The following is a 15,504-nucleotide window of genomic DNA, read 5'->3' as shown; positions in this document are numbered from 1 at the left end:
ATGAAAAAACTCGCCATAGGATTACTGGCCTTAACCTGTGCGCTTAGCGCGCAGGCAGCCGAGCGCATTGTGGTTGCGGGCGGTTCGCTGAGCGAACTGATTTATGCCATGGGCGCGGGTGACCGCGTAGTCGGCGTTGATGAAACCACCAGCTACCCGCCAGAAACCGCGGCCCTGCCGCATATTGGCTACTGGAAACAGCTCAGCAGCGAAGGCATTTTGTCGCTGCGCCCCAGCCGCTTTATCACCTGGCAGGACGCGGGGCCGCAGCTCGTCTTCGATCAGCTCCGGGCGCAGAAAGTAGACGTCGTTACGCTGCCGCGCGTTCCGGCAACCGTCGAGCAGATGTACGCCAATATTCACGCACTGGCGAAAACGCTGAACGAAGACGACAAAGGCAACGCGCTGGTTAACAACATTCGCCAGCGTCTGGCCAACGTCGCCCAAAGCACCGCCAGCCAGCCGGCGCCGGTTACCGCCCTGTTTATTCTCAGCGCTGGCGGCAGCGCGCCGCAGGTTGCCGGACAAGGCAGCGTTGCCGACGCCATTATGACGCTCGCGGGGGCGAAAAATGTCGCTCAGCATCCGCAGTATCGCAGCTACAGCGCCGAAGCGCTGATCGCCGCCAATCCGCAGGTCATTATCGTTACCTCACAGATGGTAGAAGGCGATATCAACCGCCTGAGCACCATCGCTGGCATCACGCGCACCGCCGCGTGGAAAAATAAACGGATCATCACTCTCGATCAGGCACTGATCCTGGGAATGGGCCCGCGCGTCGCCGACGCCGTTGAAACGCTGCACCGCCAGTTGTGGCCAAACTAAAGGATGTTGAAATACCCGTTATGCTGAATACCGACAACGAACTGGATCTCACCCCGCACTTCGCGCAGGAGGGCGGTCAGCCCTTCAAAGATCGCCGGGCGACAATGCCCTGGCGAGGCGCCGTTCCGATCGCCAAAGAACAGCTGGAGCCCACCTGGCAGCAGGTACTGAGCCAGGCCGCGCCGCCGCGCAAACGCCTGCTGTATCTGCACATTCCGTTTTGTGCCACCCACTGTACCTTCTGCGGCTTCTATCAGAACCGTTATGAAGAAGATAGCTGTGCGCGTTATACCGACGCGCTGCTGCATGAAATTGCGATGGAGGCCGATAGCGTTTTGCATCAGTCCGCGCCGATTCATGCGGTCTACTTCGGCGGCGGCACGCCTTCTGCGCTCTCCGCTCGCGATCTGGCACGCATTATTACCGCCCTGCGCGAACGTCTGCCGCTGGCACCGGACTGTGAGATAACCATTGAAGGCCGCGTGCTGAACTTTGATGACGCGCGCATCGACGCTTGCCTGGACGCGGGGGCAAACCGTTTCTCGATTGGTATTCAGTCATTTAACAGCAAAATCCGTAAAAAAATGGCCCGCACCTCCGACGGCCCTACCGCCATCGCCTTTATGGAAGGCCTGGTGCGCCGCGATCGCGCCGCGGTGGTGTGCGATCTGCTGTTTGGCCTGCCGGGACAGGATGCCACGCTGTGGGGCGAGGATCTGGCGATCGCCCGCGATATCGGCCTGGACGGCGTAGATCTCTACGCATTGAACCTGTTGCCAAATACGCCGCTCGGCAAAGCGGTTGAAAATGGGCGCACTCAGGTACCGCAGCCAGCGGAGCGCCGCGATTTGTACCTCCAGGGCTGCGACTTTATGGCGCAGGCCGGATGGCGCTGTATTAGCAACAGCCACTGGGCGCGCACCACCCGCGAACGCAATCTCTATAACCTATTGATTAAGCAAGGCGCAGACTGCCTGGCGCTGGGTTCCGGCGCGGGCGGCTCAGTCAATGGCTATTCGTGGATGGTCGAACGCAATCTGAACAACTGGCATGACGCCATCGCTGCCGGCAAAAAGCCGCTGATGATGATGATGCGTACCGCCGACCGTGGCTTCCAGTGGCGACATACGCTACAGGCTGGCGTTGAAACGGCTCGCGTACCGCTGGACGATCTGACGCCACACGCCGCCCGTCTCGCTCCGCTGCTGGCACAGTGGCACCGCGCGGGATTAACCCAGGACGCTTCCACCTGTCTGCGTCTGACCAACGAAGGCCGTTTTTGGGCCAGCAACATTTTACAGTCTCTTGATGAACTGATTCAGGAGCTTAACGCACCGCGTATTGCGGTAGAAACCCCATAACAGGAGCTAATGATGAGCAACGTTTCTCTGCACGACTTTTTAAAAACCGAGCCCGACGGCACGCTGGAAGCCATCGCCGGGCAATACAACACCACGCTGCTGGACGTGGTACGCCATCTGCCGTCCCACACGCTGGTGAGCGGCGATCGGTTTGACACCGTCTGGGACAGCGTTTGCCAATGGGGCAAAGTCACCACGCTGGTGCATACCGCTGACGTCATTCTGGAATTTACCGGCGAGCTGCCGTCCGGTTTCCACCGCCACGGCTACTTCAACCTGCGCGGTAAAAAGGGGATGACCGGCCACATCAAGGCGGAAAACTGCACCCACATCGCGCTGGTCGAACGTAAATTTATGGCGATGGATACTGCCTCAATCTTGTTCTTCAACGCCGCGGGTAGCGCGATGTTCAAAATCTTCCTCGGCCGCGATGATCACCGCCAGCTGCTGAGCGAGCAGGTTGATGCCTTCCGTACCCTGGCCGCCGCGCTGAAAGGGGATGCCTGATGAGCCCGTGGCTGATTTTTGGTGCCGGTGGACAGGGCGTGGGGGCCATGACGCTTGAGCGCGCGCGGGTCGAAAAACGCCCGGTCGTGGCGCTTGTGCGCACCGCTGAGGCCGCTGCACGTCTACAGGCTAGCGGCGTAACGACAATCGTCGGCGATGCCTGCGACGCCAAGTGCGTTGCGCAGGCTTGCCTGGCCGCGGGCCCGTCGGCCACGGTGATATCCACCATGGGCGGCGCGCACGACTACCTGGCGCACCGGACGGTCATTGATGCCGCGGAGCGCGCGGGTATCCGCCGGATGATTCTGGTGACCTCACTGGGCTGCGGCGACAGCTGGCCGTTCCTTTCCGAACGTGCGAAGGCGGCATTTGGTCAGGCGGTCAGAGAAAAAACGCTGGCGGAAAGCTGGCTTCAAACCAGCACGCTGGACTATGCCATATTGCGCCCCGGCGGCCTGCTTAACGGCGCGGGCAGCGGCAAAGCGCAGCGCATTCAGCAGCAGGAAGTACATGGTTTTGTGCAGCGTGCCGACGTGGCGGCGCATATTCAGGCGCTGGCCAGCGCCCCAACGCTCAATCATCAGGTTTACAGCCTGATCGAGCCGGGCCTTAAACCGGCCTAATCCCTTCGCGGCGCTGCCCGGCAGCGCCGCATCGATGTTATGGAGATTTGCGTGTTCAAGGATTCACTCTCATCCTTCAGCGTTTTTATCGGCCTGCTGCTGATACTGGCGATGCTCGTACTGGTTGGCGCCAGCCAGGGTGCGCTAAAAATCACCTTCACCTCCCTGCTGGACGAGCAATATCGCGATATCTGGCTCAATATTCGCCTGCCGCGCGTGCTGCTGGCCGTGCTGGTTGGCGGCGCGCTGGCAACAGCGGGGGTCATCATGCAGGGACTGTTCCGCAATCCAATGGCCGATCCGGGCCTGTTGGGCGTCAGCAGCGGTTCGGCGCTGATGGTCGGCATGGCGATTATCTTTCCGCTTTCACTCCCCGCGGTGATGATGCTGTATGAACAGATGATCTTCGCCGTCGCCGGCAGCCTGGTGGTTTGCGCGGTGATCTTTCTCATCAGCCTGCGCCACACCCACGGCGGCATGATGCAGCTGCTGCTGGCGGGCATCGCCATCAATGCCCTGTGCGGCGCGGCGATAGGTATCCTGAGCTACATCGGCGACGAGCAACAGCTGCGCCAGCTCACGCTGTGGATGATGGGCAGCCTCGGGCAGGCGCAGTGGCCCACGCTGATCGTAGCAGCCTCCTTTGCGCTTCCCGCCATGCTCGCCACCGCCTGGCTGGCAAACACGCTTAACCTGCTGCAGCTCGGGGACGAAGAGGCGCACTACCTCGGCGTCAACGTCAAACGCAGGCGCCAGCAGCTGTTATTGCTGAGCTCGCTGCTGGTCGGCGCGGCGGTATCGGTCAGCGGGGTGATTGGCTTTATTGGTCTGGTTATCCCGCATCTTATCCGCATGACCATCGGCGCCGACCACCGCTGGCTCATCCCCTGCTCAACGCTGGCAGGTGCCAGCCTGCTGCTGGTCGCCGACACCCTGGCGCGTACGCTGGTCCAGCCTGCAGAAATGCCGGTAGGTCTGCTGACCAGCCTGATCGGCGGCCCCTACTTTTTATGGCTGATTTTACGTACCCGGAGAGCGCTATGATTGACGCCCGTAACCTGACGTACAGCATTCAGGGGCGACGCCTGACGAATAACGTCTCTCTGACGCTACCCGGCGGCGAAATTGTGGCTATTCTCGGGCCGAACGGCGCGGGGAAATCCACCCTGCTACGCCAGCTAACCGGTTATCTGCAGCCGGATAGCGGCCAGTGTTCGCTGTTAGGTAAGCCACTTAGCGAATGGCCAACGGCAGAGCTGGCGAGAACGCGAGCGGTCATGCGCCAGAACTGTCACATGGCCTTTCCGTTCAGCGTGATGGAAGTGGTGCGTATGGGCCGCCACCCTCACCGAACCCGCAATCCGGGTGACGAAAGCGAGCGCATTCTGGCACTCTGCGGCTGTAGCGAGCTGGCCGCTCGCGACTATCGCCATCTTTCCGGTGGCGAACAGCAGCGGGTGCAGCTGGCACGATTACTGGTACAGCTGTGGGAGCCCGAGCCCTCGCCTAAATGGCTGTTTCTTGATGAACCCACGTCGGCGCTGGACATTCACCACCAGCAGCACCTGTTTCGCCTGCTCCGTCAACTGGTGCAGGAACGTCAGTTTAACGTCTGCTGCGTGCTGCACGATCTCAACCTCGCCGCACGCTACGCCGATCGCATCATACTGCTGGAAAAGGGGCGAGTCGTCAGCAACGGTACGCCGCAGGAGGTGTTGACCGAACCGGCGCTGCGCAGCCTTTACCAGGCCGAAATGCGCGTTACGCAGTCCCACGATGACGCGCCGCTCATCGTGCTGGAACGATGATAATTGTCAGGCGGTGAAAACCGCCTTGGGAACACAATGATTCAATTACAGTTTATTCCTAGAGCCGCATCAGAATGTCTGTGCCATGCTTTCTAACGCTCACAAACTGATGAGGATTTAAGATGAAAAAAACAACGATTGCACTTTCAGCACTCCTGCTGGCTTCCCCGGTTTTCGCTGCGACCACACACGCTACCGATGAGACGGTCGCCGAGGCTCAGGCGCACGCGAATACTGCCAAAGAGAAACTGCATCAGGCGCAAAATCAGGGCGAAGAGCTAAAACTGAAATCCAAACACGCCGCTGAAGGCAAAAGCGACAGCGTCGGCAGTCAGGTCAGCGAAGGCGCTCAGAAGACCTGGCACAAAACCAAAGAAGGCACGGAAAAAGGGTGGGATGCCACCAAAGAAGGTGCGCAGAAAGGCTGGAACAAAACCAAAGAGACTTCCCAGAAAGGCTGGGACGCCACGAAAAAAGGTGCTGAAGAAGGCTGGGATAAAACCAAAGAAGGTGCCGCTGACCTGCAGAAAAAAGTTAGCGAATAACGTTCTTCCCCCGCTCGACACCCGACGCCCAATGGAAACATTGGGCGTTTTTTTTCGCCTGATCTACCCCTTCGTTATATATTGACTTATATATCGAAAGCTCACATCATATTCATCACACAAATAATAATAGCTGTTCCCCTCATGCGTCGATGGTAACTCGCTTACCACCAGTCTTTCCGCTAACACACTGAATTCAAAATGTTCTCTTATAAAAGCAAACCGTTCAATATGGGCCTACTGGCGCTGTCATGCCTGGCCATCACCCATCCTGGCTACGCTGAAGACACCATGGTGGTCTCCGGTAGTTCCACAGCGGCAGCAGAAGGCACGCAGCAAGAGCCGCTGGCCTCACAAAAAGAAGCCACGATCGGCGGGCTGGGTAAGCGCGCACTGATTGATGTTCCATGGTCGGTACAAACCCTGTCGTCGTCGTTGATAAACCAACAGCAGCTAAAAAGCGTTAAGGATGTTTACCGCTATATGCCTTCCGTTCAGGGAGAGGGCGTCCGACCGCAAACCCGTGGCATGCAGGGCAGCGTGGTGCAAAACCATATGATTGATGGCCTGAACGCTGTCTCCACCACAGAATACGCCGCTGAACAGTTCCAGAGCGTGGAGGTCCTGAGCGGTCTTGCGGGATCGCTTTATGGCCCAGCCAACCCTGCCGGGATGTTTAATCTGGTCTCCAAACGCCCCACCGACACTCCGCTGCACCGCGTCACTGTAGGTGCTAGCACCGGCAACGGCGCGTTAACCGCGCTGGATTTCAGCGGACCGATTGACGACAGTGACCGCGTCAAATATCGCCTCAACCTGCTCAATGACGAGGGCCATGGCTATACCAGCGGCAGCCATAAACGCCGCCAGCTGGCGAGCCTGGGCCTGGACTTCCAGCTGACCGATAAAACGGTACTGGAGAGCAACTTCAGCTACTACCACTATTATGAAAAAGGCATGGCCGGGTCGTTTGCATTGGCCAAAGGCGTACACTTCCCTTCCCCGCTTGACGCAACCAAAGCGAAATACGGTCAGCGCTACGCAGGTAATGACGATGAAACCAGCACCGCCAGCCTGCATCTGAAGCATGATTTCGACGGAAACTGGCTGCTGGACGTCGGCGTGCTGCGCCAGATAGCGGATCGGGAATCAACCACCGTGACCAACACGCTGACCGACAATCGCGGCAGTTACACCACCACCACCGCCAACTCGGCCGCCAGCCGCTTTACGATCAATAGCTATATGGCTAACCTGACCGGCAGCGTCGACACCGGCTGGTTAACGCACGATATCAGTACCGGCGTACGCGGCTTCGTGTGGAAAAACTATAATCCGGTAAACGGAGGGACCTTCACGCTCGGTCACTCCTCGCTGGATCAGCACCCAACCTATCCACGACCGCCGTACCCGGACTTTAACCGTCGCTATCAATCCGCCACCACGACTCAGCACGCTTTTCTGCTGAGCGACACGCTGCACTTTAGCCCGCAGTGGAGCCTGCTGCTTTCCGGCAGTGAAAATCTGTTCACGGTCAGTAACTACAATAAGTCCCGTCAGCAGACCAGCGATAAAAAGGATCGCGGGGCCAGCGGTTCAGCCAGCCTGATGTATAAGCCACTGGACAATATCACCCTGTACACCACTTGGGCTGATAGCATGCAGCAGGGTGATACCGCACCGGCAGGCGCCAGCAATGCCGGACAGATCCTCGACCCGTACCGTAGCCATCAAATTGAAGTGGGGGCCAAATATGCTCCGATTGACGATCTGATGCTCTCTGCCGCGTTATTCCAGGCGAAACGTCCGTTCGCCTACACCAATGAGAGCGGCGATTTTGCCGAAGACGGCACGCAGAAAAACCGAGGTCTGGAGCTGATGGCTGACGGGCACGTCACGCGTAACCTGCGCCTGTTCGGCGGTGCCACCTGGCTCGATCCGCGTCTGCACGACACGGCAAGCGCAAGCGCTAACGGCAAACAGGTCGTCGGCCTGCCGCGATTCACCGCCAGCATGCTGGCGGTATATAGCCTCGAGCAGTTGCCGGGCGTCGATGTTGACACCAATGTACGCTACGTCGGTCGCCGCGCGACCGATAATGCCAACGATAGCTGGGTCGGAAGCTATACGACCGTCGACGTAGGCGGGAGCTACGCGACCCGCATGTTCAATACGCCGGTCACCTTCCGTCTGGACGTCACCAACCTGACCAATCGCCGCTACTGGACCAACGTGGTCCCGGGCGCGCTGACCGGTTATACCGGCGCGGGCTACGCCAGCGCACAGCTGGGCGCACCGCGTCAGGCTGAGCTCTCCATGCAGATTGATTTTTAAGGAGCACTCATATGAAACGTCGCCATGCGTGGTTACTCTGCGCGTGGCTAGCCTTCCCCGCCCTGGCCTCGCGTCAGGTCGTGGATGATGCTGGTCATACCGTAACGGTACCCGATCGGGTTAGCGCAATTGCCGACGGCTGGTTTGCGCACCATTCGGTGCTGATGACCCTGGGTGCAGGCAGCGTGATTGTCGCCACCGTTAACCATCCCGAAAGCCAGCCGTGGATGTTTAAAATCACCCCGACGCTCCATCACGCCCTCCAGGTTCGCGGCACGGCCTTTAACCCGGAAAGCCTATTGGCAAAACGGGTGGATCTGGTCTTTACCGCCAGGGGTAACGATCGCGCAGAAAGCTACCGTCAGGCTGGCTTACCGACGCTCGAGATGGCATTTACCGATTATCCCTCATTGATGAAATCCGTCACTACCACCGCTGAAGCGCTGGGAACACAAACGGCACGTCAGCGTGCGGCGGATTACAACCAGTATCTACAATCGGTCCTCCAGAACGTGCAGCATAAAACGCAGGGGCTTACCGACGCACAGCGTCCAACGGTACTGCATATCCAATCGCTCAAGCCGTTGAAAGTGGACGGAAGCAAAACGCTGATCGACACCTGGATAACGCTGGCCGGCGGCAAAAATGCGGCGGCGGGTATAGAGGGAAATATGAGAGAAGTCTCGCCGGAACAGGTACTCGCCTGGCAACCCGATGTGATCATTCTGGGCGCGAACTGCGGTTCTCTGGCGAATTCTGCCTACGCCGGGCTGTTCGCCGGGCTGAAGGCGGTGAAAAACAATCGAGTGCAACAGAACCCTGCGGGCGTTTTCCCGTGGGATCGCTATGGCACCGAAAGCGCGCTACAAATTCAATGGGCGGCAGCCATGCTGCATCCAGACTTATTTCCGGACGTTAACATGGCAAGCGTGACGCAGGCGTTTTACCGCCGTTTCTTTGACTACCTGCTGAACGACGCAGAAGCGCTGCGCATTTTACAGGCGCTGCCGCCATCCGACGTTTAGCCGCGCCGGATGGCGCGGCATAGCAACGGCAAGCGTCAGTTATAAATCAGCGTAAATGTCGCCATGCTGTTGGCCGTGCCGGCACTCACGGTACTGCCCGTCTGTACGTACTGCGCAGTAAAGTTGATACGCTCGGCGCTGGAGACGCTGCTGGCCTTCACGTTCTTCAGCACCGGCAGATTCGCCGATTCGTTAAGCTTCACCGCGGTGCCAGCGGTCGGTGCCGGCGCGTCGTTACTGCCATAGCTCAGCTTAATACCCACGCCTTTAGCCGTACCCTCGCCCTGGGTTAATGCCAGCGTATCCGGCAGGCTGGCGTCGGCCTCCAGGCCGAAAAAGCCGATGCGTACGTCCGTTGGCTGCGAGCAGTACACCGGGATGGCAAAGTTTTGCGCGCTGCCGCCGGTGGTATTGACGCCTTTGAACGCGGATTTATTGACTGATCCCAGGCCAACATTGATGGTCGTTGTCGCGACCTCGCAGCTGCCGCTGGAGCCAATATCCACGTTCAGGGCCGACAAACTCAGGAACGTCGGCGACGAGGTGGCCGTGCCGTTTCCTGAAGCATCCTGCTGTTCCATATACAGCTTCCCGACCTGCGGCTGCGACTCCACGTTAGCGTGGTTACCGCTGACCAACTGCACATCGCCAATTTTATAGAAGGTGACATACGCCTTCACAATAATCTCACGCTCGGAAAGCAGTGAAGGCAGATCGGCACTGTCGCACACGGTGACCGACTCTTTCCCTGCCGGAGAAGACGTGCCATCGATGTAGTGCACCGCCCCGCCGTTGCACTGAAAGCCCAGCGAATAGCCCAGCCCGCTGAGCTTACTGGCAAAAATGTGCACCCCGTTCACCGCGATAGCGGCACCGGAAGTATCTACCTGCTGGTAAATCAGCCTTTTCCAGGCGGAAGCCGGTGCCTGCAGGTCACAGGTAAAGTGAATACCGCTGCCGTTATCCGCCAGCGAATGCGACATCTGCGAATTGACCGGCAGCGTCGGCAGGTACTGCACGTTCTGGGTGTTAATGGTCATGTCGCCAACGGTGGTGTTGCAGCTTTCCGCCCACACCCGTGGGCTGCTGATCCCCGCGACCAGCAATATCAGCCAGCCAAAAAGAGCATATCTTCGATTCATATTCGCGACCTTTTATAAACAGGTGACGCTGGCGGTTTTGACCGGCCGACGTTGCTGATTGTCAGGAAGATGGAAGTGGGCCACGCAGGTTTGCGTAGCGTTATGGTCATCCCAGCGCACCTCAAGGGTACCTTCATCCGGCACGCCGCTCAGGTACACCTGCCCCTGCTCGGCGACGATACCGGTCGCCGCATCGTCATCGCCTTTAACCCTCGCGCTGGCGTCAAACGGCAGCGGCCCGCCGCGTCCGCGCAGGGTGAACAGCACCCGATTCCCCAAGTGCGTGGCATAATCCGCCTCGACGATAGCGCCGCCGCCGGGGATGACCGTTTGTCCCAGCAGCTCCACGTCGGCATCATCTGGAATGGTTTCGGTATTCAGGCTGATGTCGTTTTTACGGTAGGCGGTCAGCGTGGGCACAATCGCATAGCCGCGCCAGTCGGTGTGCACGTCCGTGCCATTCTCGATATCCACGTTGTCGGCGCCTGGCGCGCGAACCACGGCAAAGCTGTCGCCGGTGTACTGGCCGAAAGTGACGCCGTGAGGATGGGCTACGATGGAGCCGGAAGCGCCCCAGGTTATCTGATTGCTGATTTTGTCATGCTGGTAACCCACCTGCGCTTCACCGTAGCCGCCGCGATAGTCCAGAGACACGCCGCTGTTGCTGCCCTGGCCGTTGTTACCGTACCCCTGCTGCACGCTGTAGAAGAGATTGTTTTTCTCCAGCGCCGAGCCGTAGAGTGAAGCCTGCTGCGAGGCGTGGCCTGCGTTATCGGTGGTGCTGCTGTAGCTGACAGAGCTGCCCGGCAGCATTTTGCCCAGCGGTACGTTCAGATTAAATGACCACGAGCGATCGGCTTTTTTATATTCTGACGATGCGGTGTAGTAGTAGCCCACGCCCCAGGAGACGCCTTTCCAGGCGCTATAAAAACCGACGTGCACCGTCTCATCATGGCCGCGAGCGTGCCAATAGGTCTGCGTCCAGGCCGATGCGGACAGGCTGCCAAGGCTGCCCAGCATTTGTGAAAGCGAGAACTCTTCGCGCGTGCGTTTATTATCCGTGACGCCGTAGCGGCCTTCCAGCGCATTCGCCTCGCTGAAGTCATAGTAACCGCTGGAGGAGTAGCGATAGCTTGCCAGGCTGAGCGATGTGCCGCTGCTGGCAAACTCTTTCTGGTACTGCAGGCGCGCTGAGTTGCCGCTGTAGCGCCGATTTGACGGCGTGCGGGTCGTCGCGCGGGTGTAATCAAAGCCTAACGATCCCAGTTCGCCAAAACCGTGTCCCAGCCCGGCGGACCAGGCCTGATAATCGTCCGCCACCTGCGCGCCGCCGTAGAACGTGATATCGGCAGGCAGCCCGTAGAACAGCGTCGACTGCACAAACTGCGGCTCACGGGTCTGTGGCTGCGTGGAATAAAAGCGTCCGGCGCTGACGCTGTACTTCACCCGTCCCTGCCGCAGCATAAACGGCACGGCGGAAAACGGCTGGGTAAACTTTCGCTCAGAGCCGTCGCTTTCTTTAACCGTCACCTCCAGATCGCCGCTCTGCGAGGTCGGATAAAGATCGTTAATCGCGAACGCGCCGGGGGCGACGAAGGTTTCATAAATCACATAACCATGCTGGGAGACGGTGACTTTGGCATTGCTGTGGGCCATACCGCGAATAACCGGGGCGAATCCGCGCTGGCTGTCCGGCAGCATCTCTTCTTCCGACATCAGCTGCGCGCCGCGGAACTGCACGCTATCAAACACGTCGCCGCTGGTATAGGTATCACCAATGCGCAGCTGGCTCTTCAGCGCCCGCACATCGTGCTGCAGGTAGGTACTCTGTGAACGCCAGCGGCGGGTTTTGTCATACTGCATGGAGGCAATATTACGTAGCCGCCAGCCGCCGAGGTTAACGCCGCTGCGCAAATTGAGGTAGTTCGTTTGCGTTGTGCGTTCGTCTTCATGGGACTGGGCGCCGCTGAGGTTATAGTCAACAAACGCCGCCGGAATGCCGTCGTCCCAGCGTGACGGATCGACGTACCCGCGGCTTTTAAGGTTCAGCGCCGCCTGCGGAATGCTCAGATTCAGCCGCTGGCTGGCGAAATCAAAATGGCTGCTGGCATCGGGGATAAAGCGTTCAATATGGGTTAACGTTTCGCCATCATGTAACTGCTCGAACGCGGGGAAGGCGCTGATGTTGACGCCATAATCCGCCAGCTTCTCTGGCGTAAGCACCGGCAGCAGACCATCACCGCCGTCGATAAATTCCACCGTCTCCTGCGCAACCTGCTGGTTGTTCACCCACACCGTTACGGGGTAGCTCCCCGGCTGCTGGCCGCCCGACCTGGCGAAGTAATGTAAATCGGCGGTTTTTTGCTGCGGGTCAGACAATTCAACGGCCGCCGGGTCAAAGTAATCGTCAGCCCAGACAGCAGGGTTGTAACACAAGACGAACAGTGCCGTCGGCACGCAGGCCAGCAGCACGGCGGTACCGAGTGTAGTATCGTCGTTCCGGGAGTCTGAGGTTGTCGTCTTCACGCTGGGGCCCGTAATAATTACCGTTGAGTGAAATCAGTCACACCGCCAAAATCATTTATCGCCCGCCATTTCACGGTACCTAAGCGGCTAATCGGCCACGTTTTGTCGCTGAACGGCGCAATCATGCCCGGAGACTCCAGCTCCTGACCGCCGACCGAAAGGGAGAAAAATGAAACAAAATAAGGGGTAGGATTATGAGCGGTCAGTTCTGAACCCACGGAATGGAACGTTAGGGAAGGTGCGAATAAGCGGGGAAATTCTTCTCGGCTGACTCAGTCATTTCATTTCTTCATGTTTGAGCCGATTTTTTCTCCCGTAAATGCCTTGAATCAGCCTATTTAGACCGTTTCTTCGCCATTTAAGGCGTTATCCCCAGTTTTTAGTGAGATCTCTCCCACTGACGTATCATTTGGTCCGCCCGAAACAGGTTGGCCAGCGTGAATAACATCGCCAGTTGGTTATCGTTTTTCAGCAACCCCTTGTATCTGGCTTTCACGAAGCCGAACTGTCGCTTGATGATGCGAAATGGGTGCTCCACCCTGGCACGGATGCTGGCTTTCATGTATTCGATGTTGATGGCCGTTTTGTTCTTGCGTGGATGCTGTTTCAAGGTTCTTACCTTGCCGGGGCGCTCGGCGATCAGCCAGTCCACATCCACCTTGGCCAGCTCCTCGCGCTGTGGCGCCCCTTGGTAGCCGGCATCGGCTGAGACAAATTGCTCCTCTCCATGCAGCAGATTACCCAGCTGATTGAGGTCATGCTCGTTGGCCGCGGTGGTGACCAGGCTGTGGGTCAGGCCACTCTTGGCATCGACACCAATGTGGGCCTTCATGCCAAAGTGCCACTGATTGCCTTTCTTGGTCTGATGCATCTCCGGATCGCGTTGCTGCTCTTTGTTCTTGGTCGAGCTGGGTGCCTCAATGATGGTGGCATCGACCAAGGTGCCTTGAGTCATCATGACGCCTGCTTCGGCCAGCCAGCGATTGATGGTCTTGAACAATTGGCGGGCCAGTTGATGCTGCTCCAGCAGGTGGCGGAAATTCATGATGGTGGTGCGGTCCGGCAAGGCGCTATCCAGGGATAACCGGGCAAACAGACGCATGGAGGCGATTTCGTACAGGGCATCTTCCATCGCGCCATCGCTCAGGTTGTACCAATGCTGCATGCAGTGAATGCGTAGCATGGTTTCCAGCGGATAAGGTCGCCGGCCATTACCAGCCTTGGGGTAAAACGGCTCGATGACTTCCACCATGTTTTGCCATGGCAGAATCTGCTCCATGCGGGAGAGGAAAATCTCTTTTCTGGTCTGACGGCGCTTACTGCTGAATTCACTGTCGGCGAAGGTAAGTTGATGACTCATGATGAACCCTGTTCCATGGCTCCAGATGACAAACATGATCTCATATCAGGGACTTGTTCGCACCTTCCTTAGCATACTAATGAGTTTGCCGACTGCGCAAATATCTCTCGCAATGTATTCCCGATTAGTTTAGTATTTACTAAATTAAGTAAAATCTAAACTAACTATGACCCCAAATGAACTGCTTCAGTCCCGTGCCGGCGAGGCCGCCGCGCTACTCAAAGCGATGAGCAACCCTCGCCGGCTGCTGATCCTTTGTATGCTCTGCGACGCTCCGGGCACCAGCGCAGGCGATTTAGCCAAAGCCTGCGGGTTAAGCCCGTCCGCGACTTCACAGCACCTTGCGCGCATGCGGGAAGAGCGGCTGGTTGACTGTCGGCGCGAGGCACAGCGTCTTCACTATTTCATCAAAAACGAGGCGGTGCAGCAGATAGTCGCCACCTTAAAAACGCTCTACTGCCCCTGAGGAGCCCTGCATGACGACCGAAACGATTTCCCCGAAAGAAGCCTTCGCCCTGACCGAACAGGGTGCCCTGCTGATTGATATTCGCGACGCCGATGAATATGCCCGCGAACATATACCTGCCGCTCGCCTGCTTCCGCTCGGCGCCATTGAGCAAGGTGCAACCGTGCAGGCGTCCGCAGCGGACGTGGTGATTTTTCACTGCCAGTCCGGTAACCGTACCCGTAACAATCTCGCCCGCCTTGTCGCAGCGGCCGCGCCTGCACAGGTGAACATTGTTGAAGGTGGGATTGATGGCTGGCGTCAGGCCGGTCTGCTCACCGTTGAAGATAAATCACAGCCGCTACCCCTAATGCGCCAGGTACAGATTGCGGCTGGCGTGCTAATTTTACTGGGCGTTATCCTCGGCTATAGCGTTTCCAGCGCCTTCTTCCTGCTCAGCGCATTCGTTGGCGCGGGCTTAACCTTTGCCGGGGTGACGGGTTTTTGCGGCATGGCGCGGCTGTTAGTCGCGATGCCGTGGAACCGTCGTTGACGGCTGCCGCCGCGGCGACAAGATATCACCCTCTATAACAAAGGAGTTCGTGGATGTTTGCACCTGGCGATCTGGTTCAGTCCAAAATGGGCGGACCAAAACTCAAAGTCATTGAAGCGCATGAAGATAGCATCGTCGCCGTACAGGCAAGCGATGAGCACGGTAAACAATACACCCTGAAAAACGACGACGTTGCCCCGTACCATGAAGAGGGAGACTTTGGCGTCTGCTGAGTGCTTTCTGCGGTGAGCATCGCTCGCCGCTTCCTTCCCCCCTTCAGTTGCATGATTACCCAAATTTCACGCATATCTCAAAAATCTAACATCCAACATTTAATGCTAATAAAAAGCCCAAAATCTGGATAAAAAAACCAATAGCGATAGCGATCACAATAAAATCAGCATCGCACGCCGACGCGTGAATCATGCCGGCATTTACGCCCATCACACT

15 protein-coding genes and 1 pseudogene are annotated in these 15,504 nt (G+C 58.0%); 12 read left to right on the top strand and 4 right to left on the bottom strand.

From position 1 onward, the window contains the following. The 9 genes from H7R76_RS05955 (at window position 1) to H7R76_RS05915 (ending at window position 9,028) form a co-directional block, all read left to right on the top strand. Window positions 1-825, top strand: a complete 825-nt coding sequence (locus H7R76_RS05955; protein ID WP_106928438.1) for a heme/hemin ABC transporter substrate-binding protein — start codon at window positions 1-3, stop codon at window positions 823-825. A gap of 23 nt (window positions 826-848) precedes the next feature. After that, a complete protein-coding gene (gene hutW / locus H7R76_RS05950; protein WP_182930594.1) occupies window positions 849-2,186 on the top strand; it encodes a heme anaerobic degradation radical SAM methyltransferase ChuW/HutW in 1,338 nt (445 codons plus the stop codon). A 12-nt stretch (window positions 2,187-2,198) separates the two neighbouring features. Beyond that, a complete protein-coding gene (hutX, locus tag H7R76_RS05945; protein ID WP_182930156.1) occupies window positions 2,199-2,693 on the top strand; it encodes a heme utilization cystosolic carrier protein HutX in 495 nt (164 codons plus the stop codon). After that, window positions 2,693-3,316 (top strand): SDR family oxidoreductase, encoded by a 624-nt coding sequence (locus tag H7R76_RS05940; protein WP_182967221.1) that lies wholly within the window; start codon window positions 2,693-2,695, stop codon window positions 3,314-3,316. Before hutX ends, H7R76_RS05940 begins: the two co-directional genes overlap by 1 nt. A gap of 51 nt (window positions 3,317-3,367) precedes the next feature. Next, a complete protein-coding gene (locus tag H7R76_RS05935) occupies window positions 3,368-4,360 on the top strand; it encodes a FecCD family ABC transporter permease (protein ID WP_227673946.1) in 993 nt (330 codons plus the stop codon). Then, window positions 4,357-5,124: a heme ABC transporter ATP-binding protein gene (locus H7R76_RS05930; RefSeq protein WP_106928367.1), complete on the top strand. Its 768-nt coding sequence runs from the start codon at window positions 4,357-4,359 to the stop codon at window positions 5,122-5,124. Before H7R76_RS05935 ends, H7R76_RS05930 begins: the two co-directional genes overlap by 4 nt. Window positions 5,125-5,246: 122 nt before the next feature. Then, window positions 5,247-5,669: a KPN_00521 family repetitive protein gene (locus tag H7R76_RS05925; protein ID WP_106928366.1), complete on the top strand. Its 423-nt coding sequence runs from the start codon at window positions 5,247-5,249 to the stop codon at window positions 5,667-5,669. Between the two features lie 201 nt (window positions 5,670-5,870). Then, the gene (locus H7R76_RS05920; RefSeq protein WP_182967219.1) at window positions 5,871-8,003 is read left to right on the top strand and encodes a TonB-dependent receptor; all 2,133 of its coding nucleotides are present in this window, start codon (window positions 5,871-5,873) and stop codon (window positions 8,001-8,003) included. Window positions 8,004-8,014: 11 nt separating this feature from the next. Further along, entirely contained in the window at window positions 8,015-9,028 is a 1,014-nt protein-coding gene (locus H7R76_RS05915; protein ID WP_182967217.1) for an ABC transporter substrate-binding protein, read from the top strand. Window positions 9,029-9,063: 35 nt separating this feature from the next. Here H7R76_RS05915 and H7R76_RS05910 read toward each other — a convergent pair whose 3' ends face one another. The 4 genes and pseudogenes from H7R76_RS05910 to H7R76_RS05895 all read right to left on the bottom strand — a co-directional run bounded on the left by H7R76_RS05910 (window position 9,064) and on the right by H7R76_RS05895 (window position 14,056). Continuing rightward, window positions 9,064-10,170 carry a fimbrial protein gene (locus H7R76_RS05910; RefSeq protein ID WP_106928360.1) on the bottom strand — a complete coding sequence of 369 codons (1,107 nt, stop codon included), beginning with the start codon at window positions 10,168-10,170 and terminating at the stop codon, window positions 9,064-9,066. Window positions 10,171-10,182: 12 nt separating this feature from the next. Further along, the gene (locus H7R76_RS05905) at window positions 10,183-12,696 is read right to left on the bottom strand and encodes a fimbria/pilus outer membrane usher protein (protein WP_182967215.1); all 2,514 of its coding nucleotides are present in this window, start codon (window positions 12,694-12,696) and stop codon (window positions 10,183-10,185) included. Window positions 12,697-12,713: 17 nt separating this feature from the next. Then, window positions 12,714-12,929, bottom strand: a pseudogene (locus H7R76_RS05900) (fimbrial biogenesis chaperone); the annotation flags it as partial. A gap of 146 nt (window positions 12,930-13,075) precedes the next feature. Beyond that, window positions 13,076-14,056 (bottom strand): IS5-like element IS5 family transposase, encoded by a 981-nt coding sequence (locus H7R76_RS05895; protein WP_044713288.1) that lies wholly within the window; start codon window positions 14,054-14,056, stop codon window positions 13,076-13,078. A gap of 166 nt (window positions 14,057-14,222) precedes the next feature. Between H7R76_RS05895 and H7R76_RS05890 the strand changes: the two genes are divergently transcribed. From H7R76_RS05890 to H7R76_RS05880, 3 genes are read left to right on the top strand one after another with little or no spacing between them, the layout of a single operon-like run. After that, complete coding sequence (locus tag H7R76_RS05890) at window positions 14,223-14,522, top strand: ArsR/SmtB family transcription factor (RefSeq protein ID WP_182930149.1); 300 nt, start codon at window positions 14,223-14,225, stop codon at window positions 14,520-14,522. A 10-nt stretch (window positions 14,523-14,532) separates the two neighbouring features. Beyond that, on the top strand, window positions 14,533-15,054 hold the full coding sequence (locus H7R76_RS05885) for a rhodanese family protein (RefSeq protein WP_182930148.1): 522 nt from the start codon (window positions 14,533-14,535) through the stop codon (window positions 15,052-15,054). Between the two features lie 53 nt (window positions 15,055-15,107). Beyond that, window positions 15,108-15,287: a GDFGVC terminal motif YodC-like protein gene (locus H7R76_RS05880; protein ID WP_106928348.1), complete on the top strand. Its 180-nt coding sequence runs from the start codon at window positions 15,108-15,110 to the stop codon at window positions 15,285-15,287. Window positions 15,288-15,504: the final 217 nt, after the last annotated feature.

Origin of the sequence: Klebsiella sp. WP8-S18-ESBL-06, from assembly GCF_014169755.1 — a bacterium.
In the GTDB taxonomy this organism is placed as follows: domain Bacteria; phylum Pseudomonadota; class Gammaproteobacteria; order Enterobacterales; family Enterobacteriaceae; genus Kluyvera; species Kluyvera ascorbata_B.
This window is presented reverse-complemented; position numbering and strand designations above follow the sequence as displayed.

Bases quoted from the DNA above. Each gene is read 5' to 3' on its own strand.
- H7R76_RS05930 (WP_106928367.1), top strand. From the start codon at position 4,357: ATGATTGACGCCCGTAACCTGACGTACAGCATTCAGGGGCGACGCCTG.
- H7R76_RS05910 (WP_106928360.1), bottom strand. From the start codon at position 10,170: ATGAATCGAAGATATGCTCTTTTTGGCTGGCTGATATTGCTGGTCGCG.
- H7R76_RS05940 (WP_182967221.1), top strand. From the start codon at position 2,693: ATGAGCCCGTGGCTGATTTTTGGTGCCGGTGGACAGGGCGTGGGGGCC.
- H7R76_RS05925 (WP_106928366.1), top strand. From the start codon at position 5,247: ATGAAAAAAACAACGATTGCACTTTCAGCACTCCTGCTGGCTTCCCCG.
- H7R76_RS05890 (WP_182930149.1), top strand. From the start codon at position 14,223: ATGACCCCAAATGAACTGCTTCAGTCCCGTGCCGGCGAGGCCGCCGCG.
- H7R76_RS05885 (WP_182930148.1), top strand. From the start codon at position 14,533: ATGACGACCGAAACGATTTCCCCGAAAGAAGCCTTCGCCCTGACCGAA.
- H7R76_RS05955 (WP_106928438.1), top strand. From the start codon at position 1: ATGAAAAAACTCGCCATAGGATTACTGGCCTTAACCTGTGCGCTTAGC.
- hutX (WP_182930156.1), top strand. From the start codon at position 2,199: ATGAGCAACGTTTCTCTGCACGACTTTTTAAAAACCGAGCCCGACGGC.
- H7R76_RS05880 (WP_106928348.1), top strand. From the start codon at position 15,108: ATGTTTGCACCTGGCGATCTGGTTCAGTCCAAAATGGGCGGACCAAAA.
- H7R76_RS05915 (WP_182967217.1), top strand. From the start codon at position 8,015: ATGAAACGTCGCCATGCGTGGTTACTCTGCGCGTGGCTAGCCTTCCCC.
- H7R76_RS05920 (WP_182967219.1), top strand. From the start codon at position 5,871: ATGTTCTCTTATAAAAGCAAACCGTTCAATATGGGCCTACTGGCGCTG.
- H7R76_RS05895 (WP_044713288.1), bottom strand. From the start codon at position 14,056: ATGAGTCATCAACTTACCTTCGCCGACAGTGAATTCAGCAGTAAGCGC.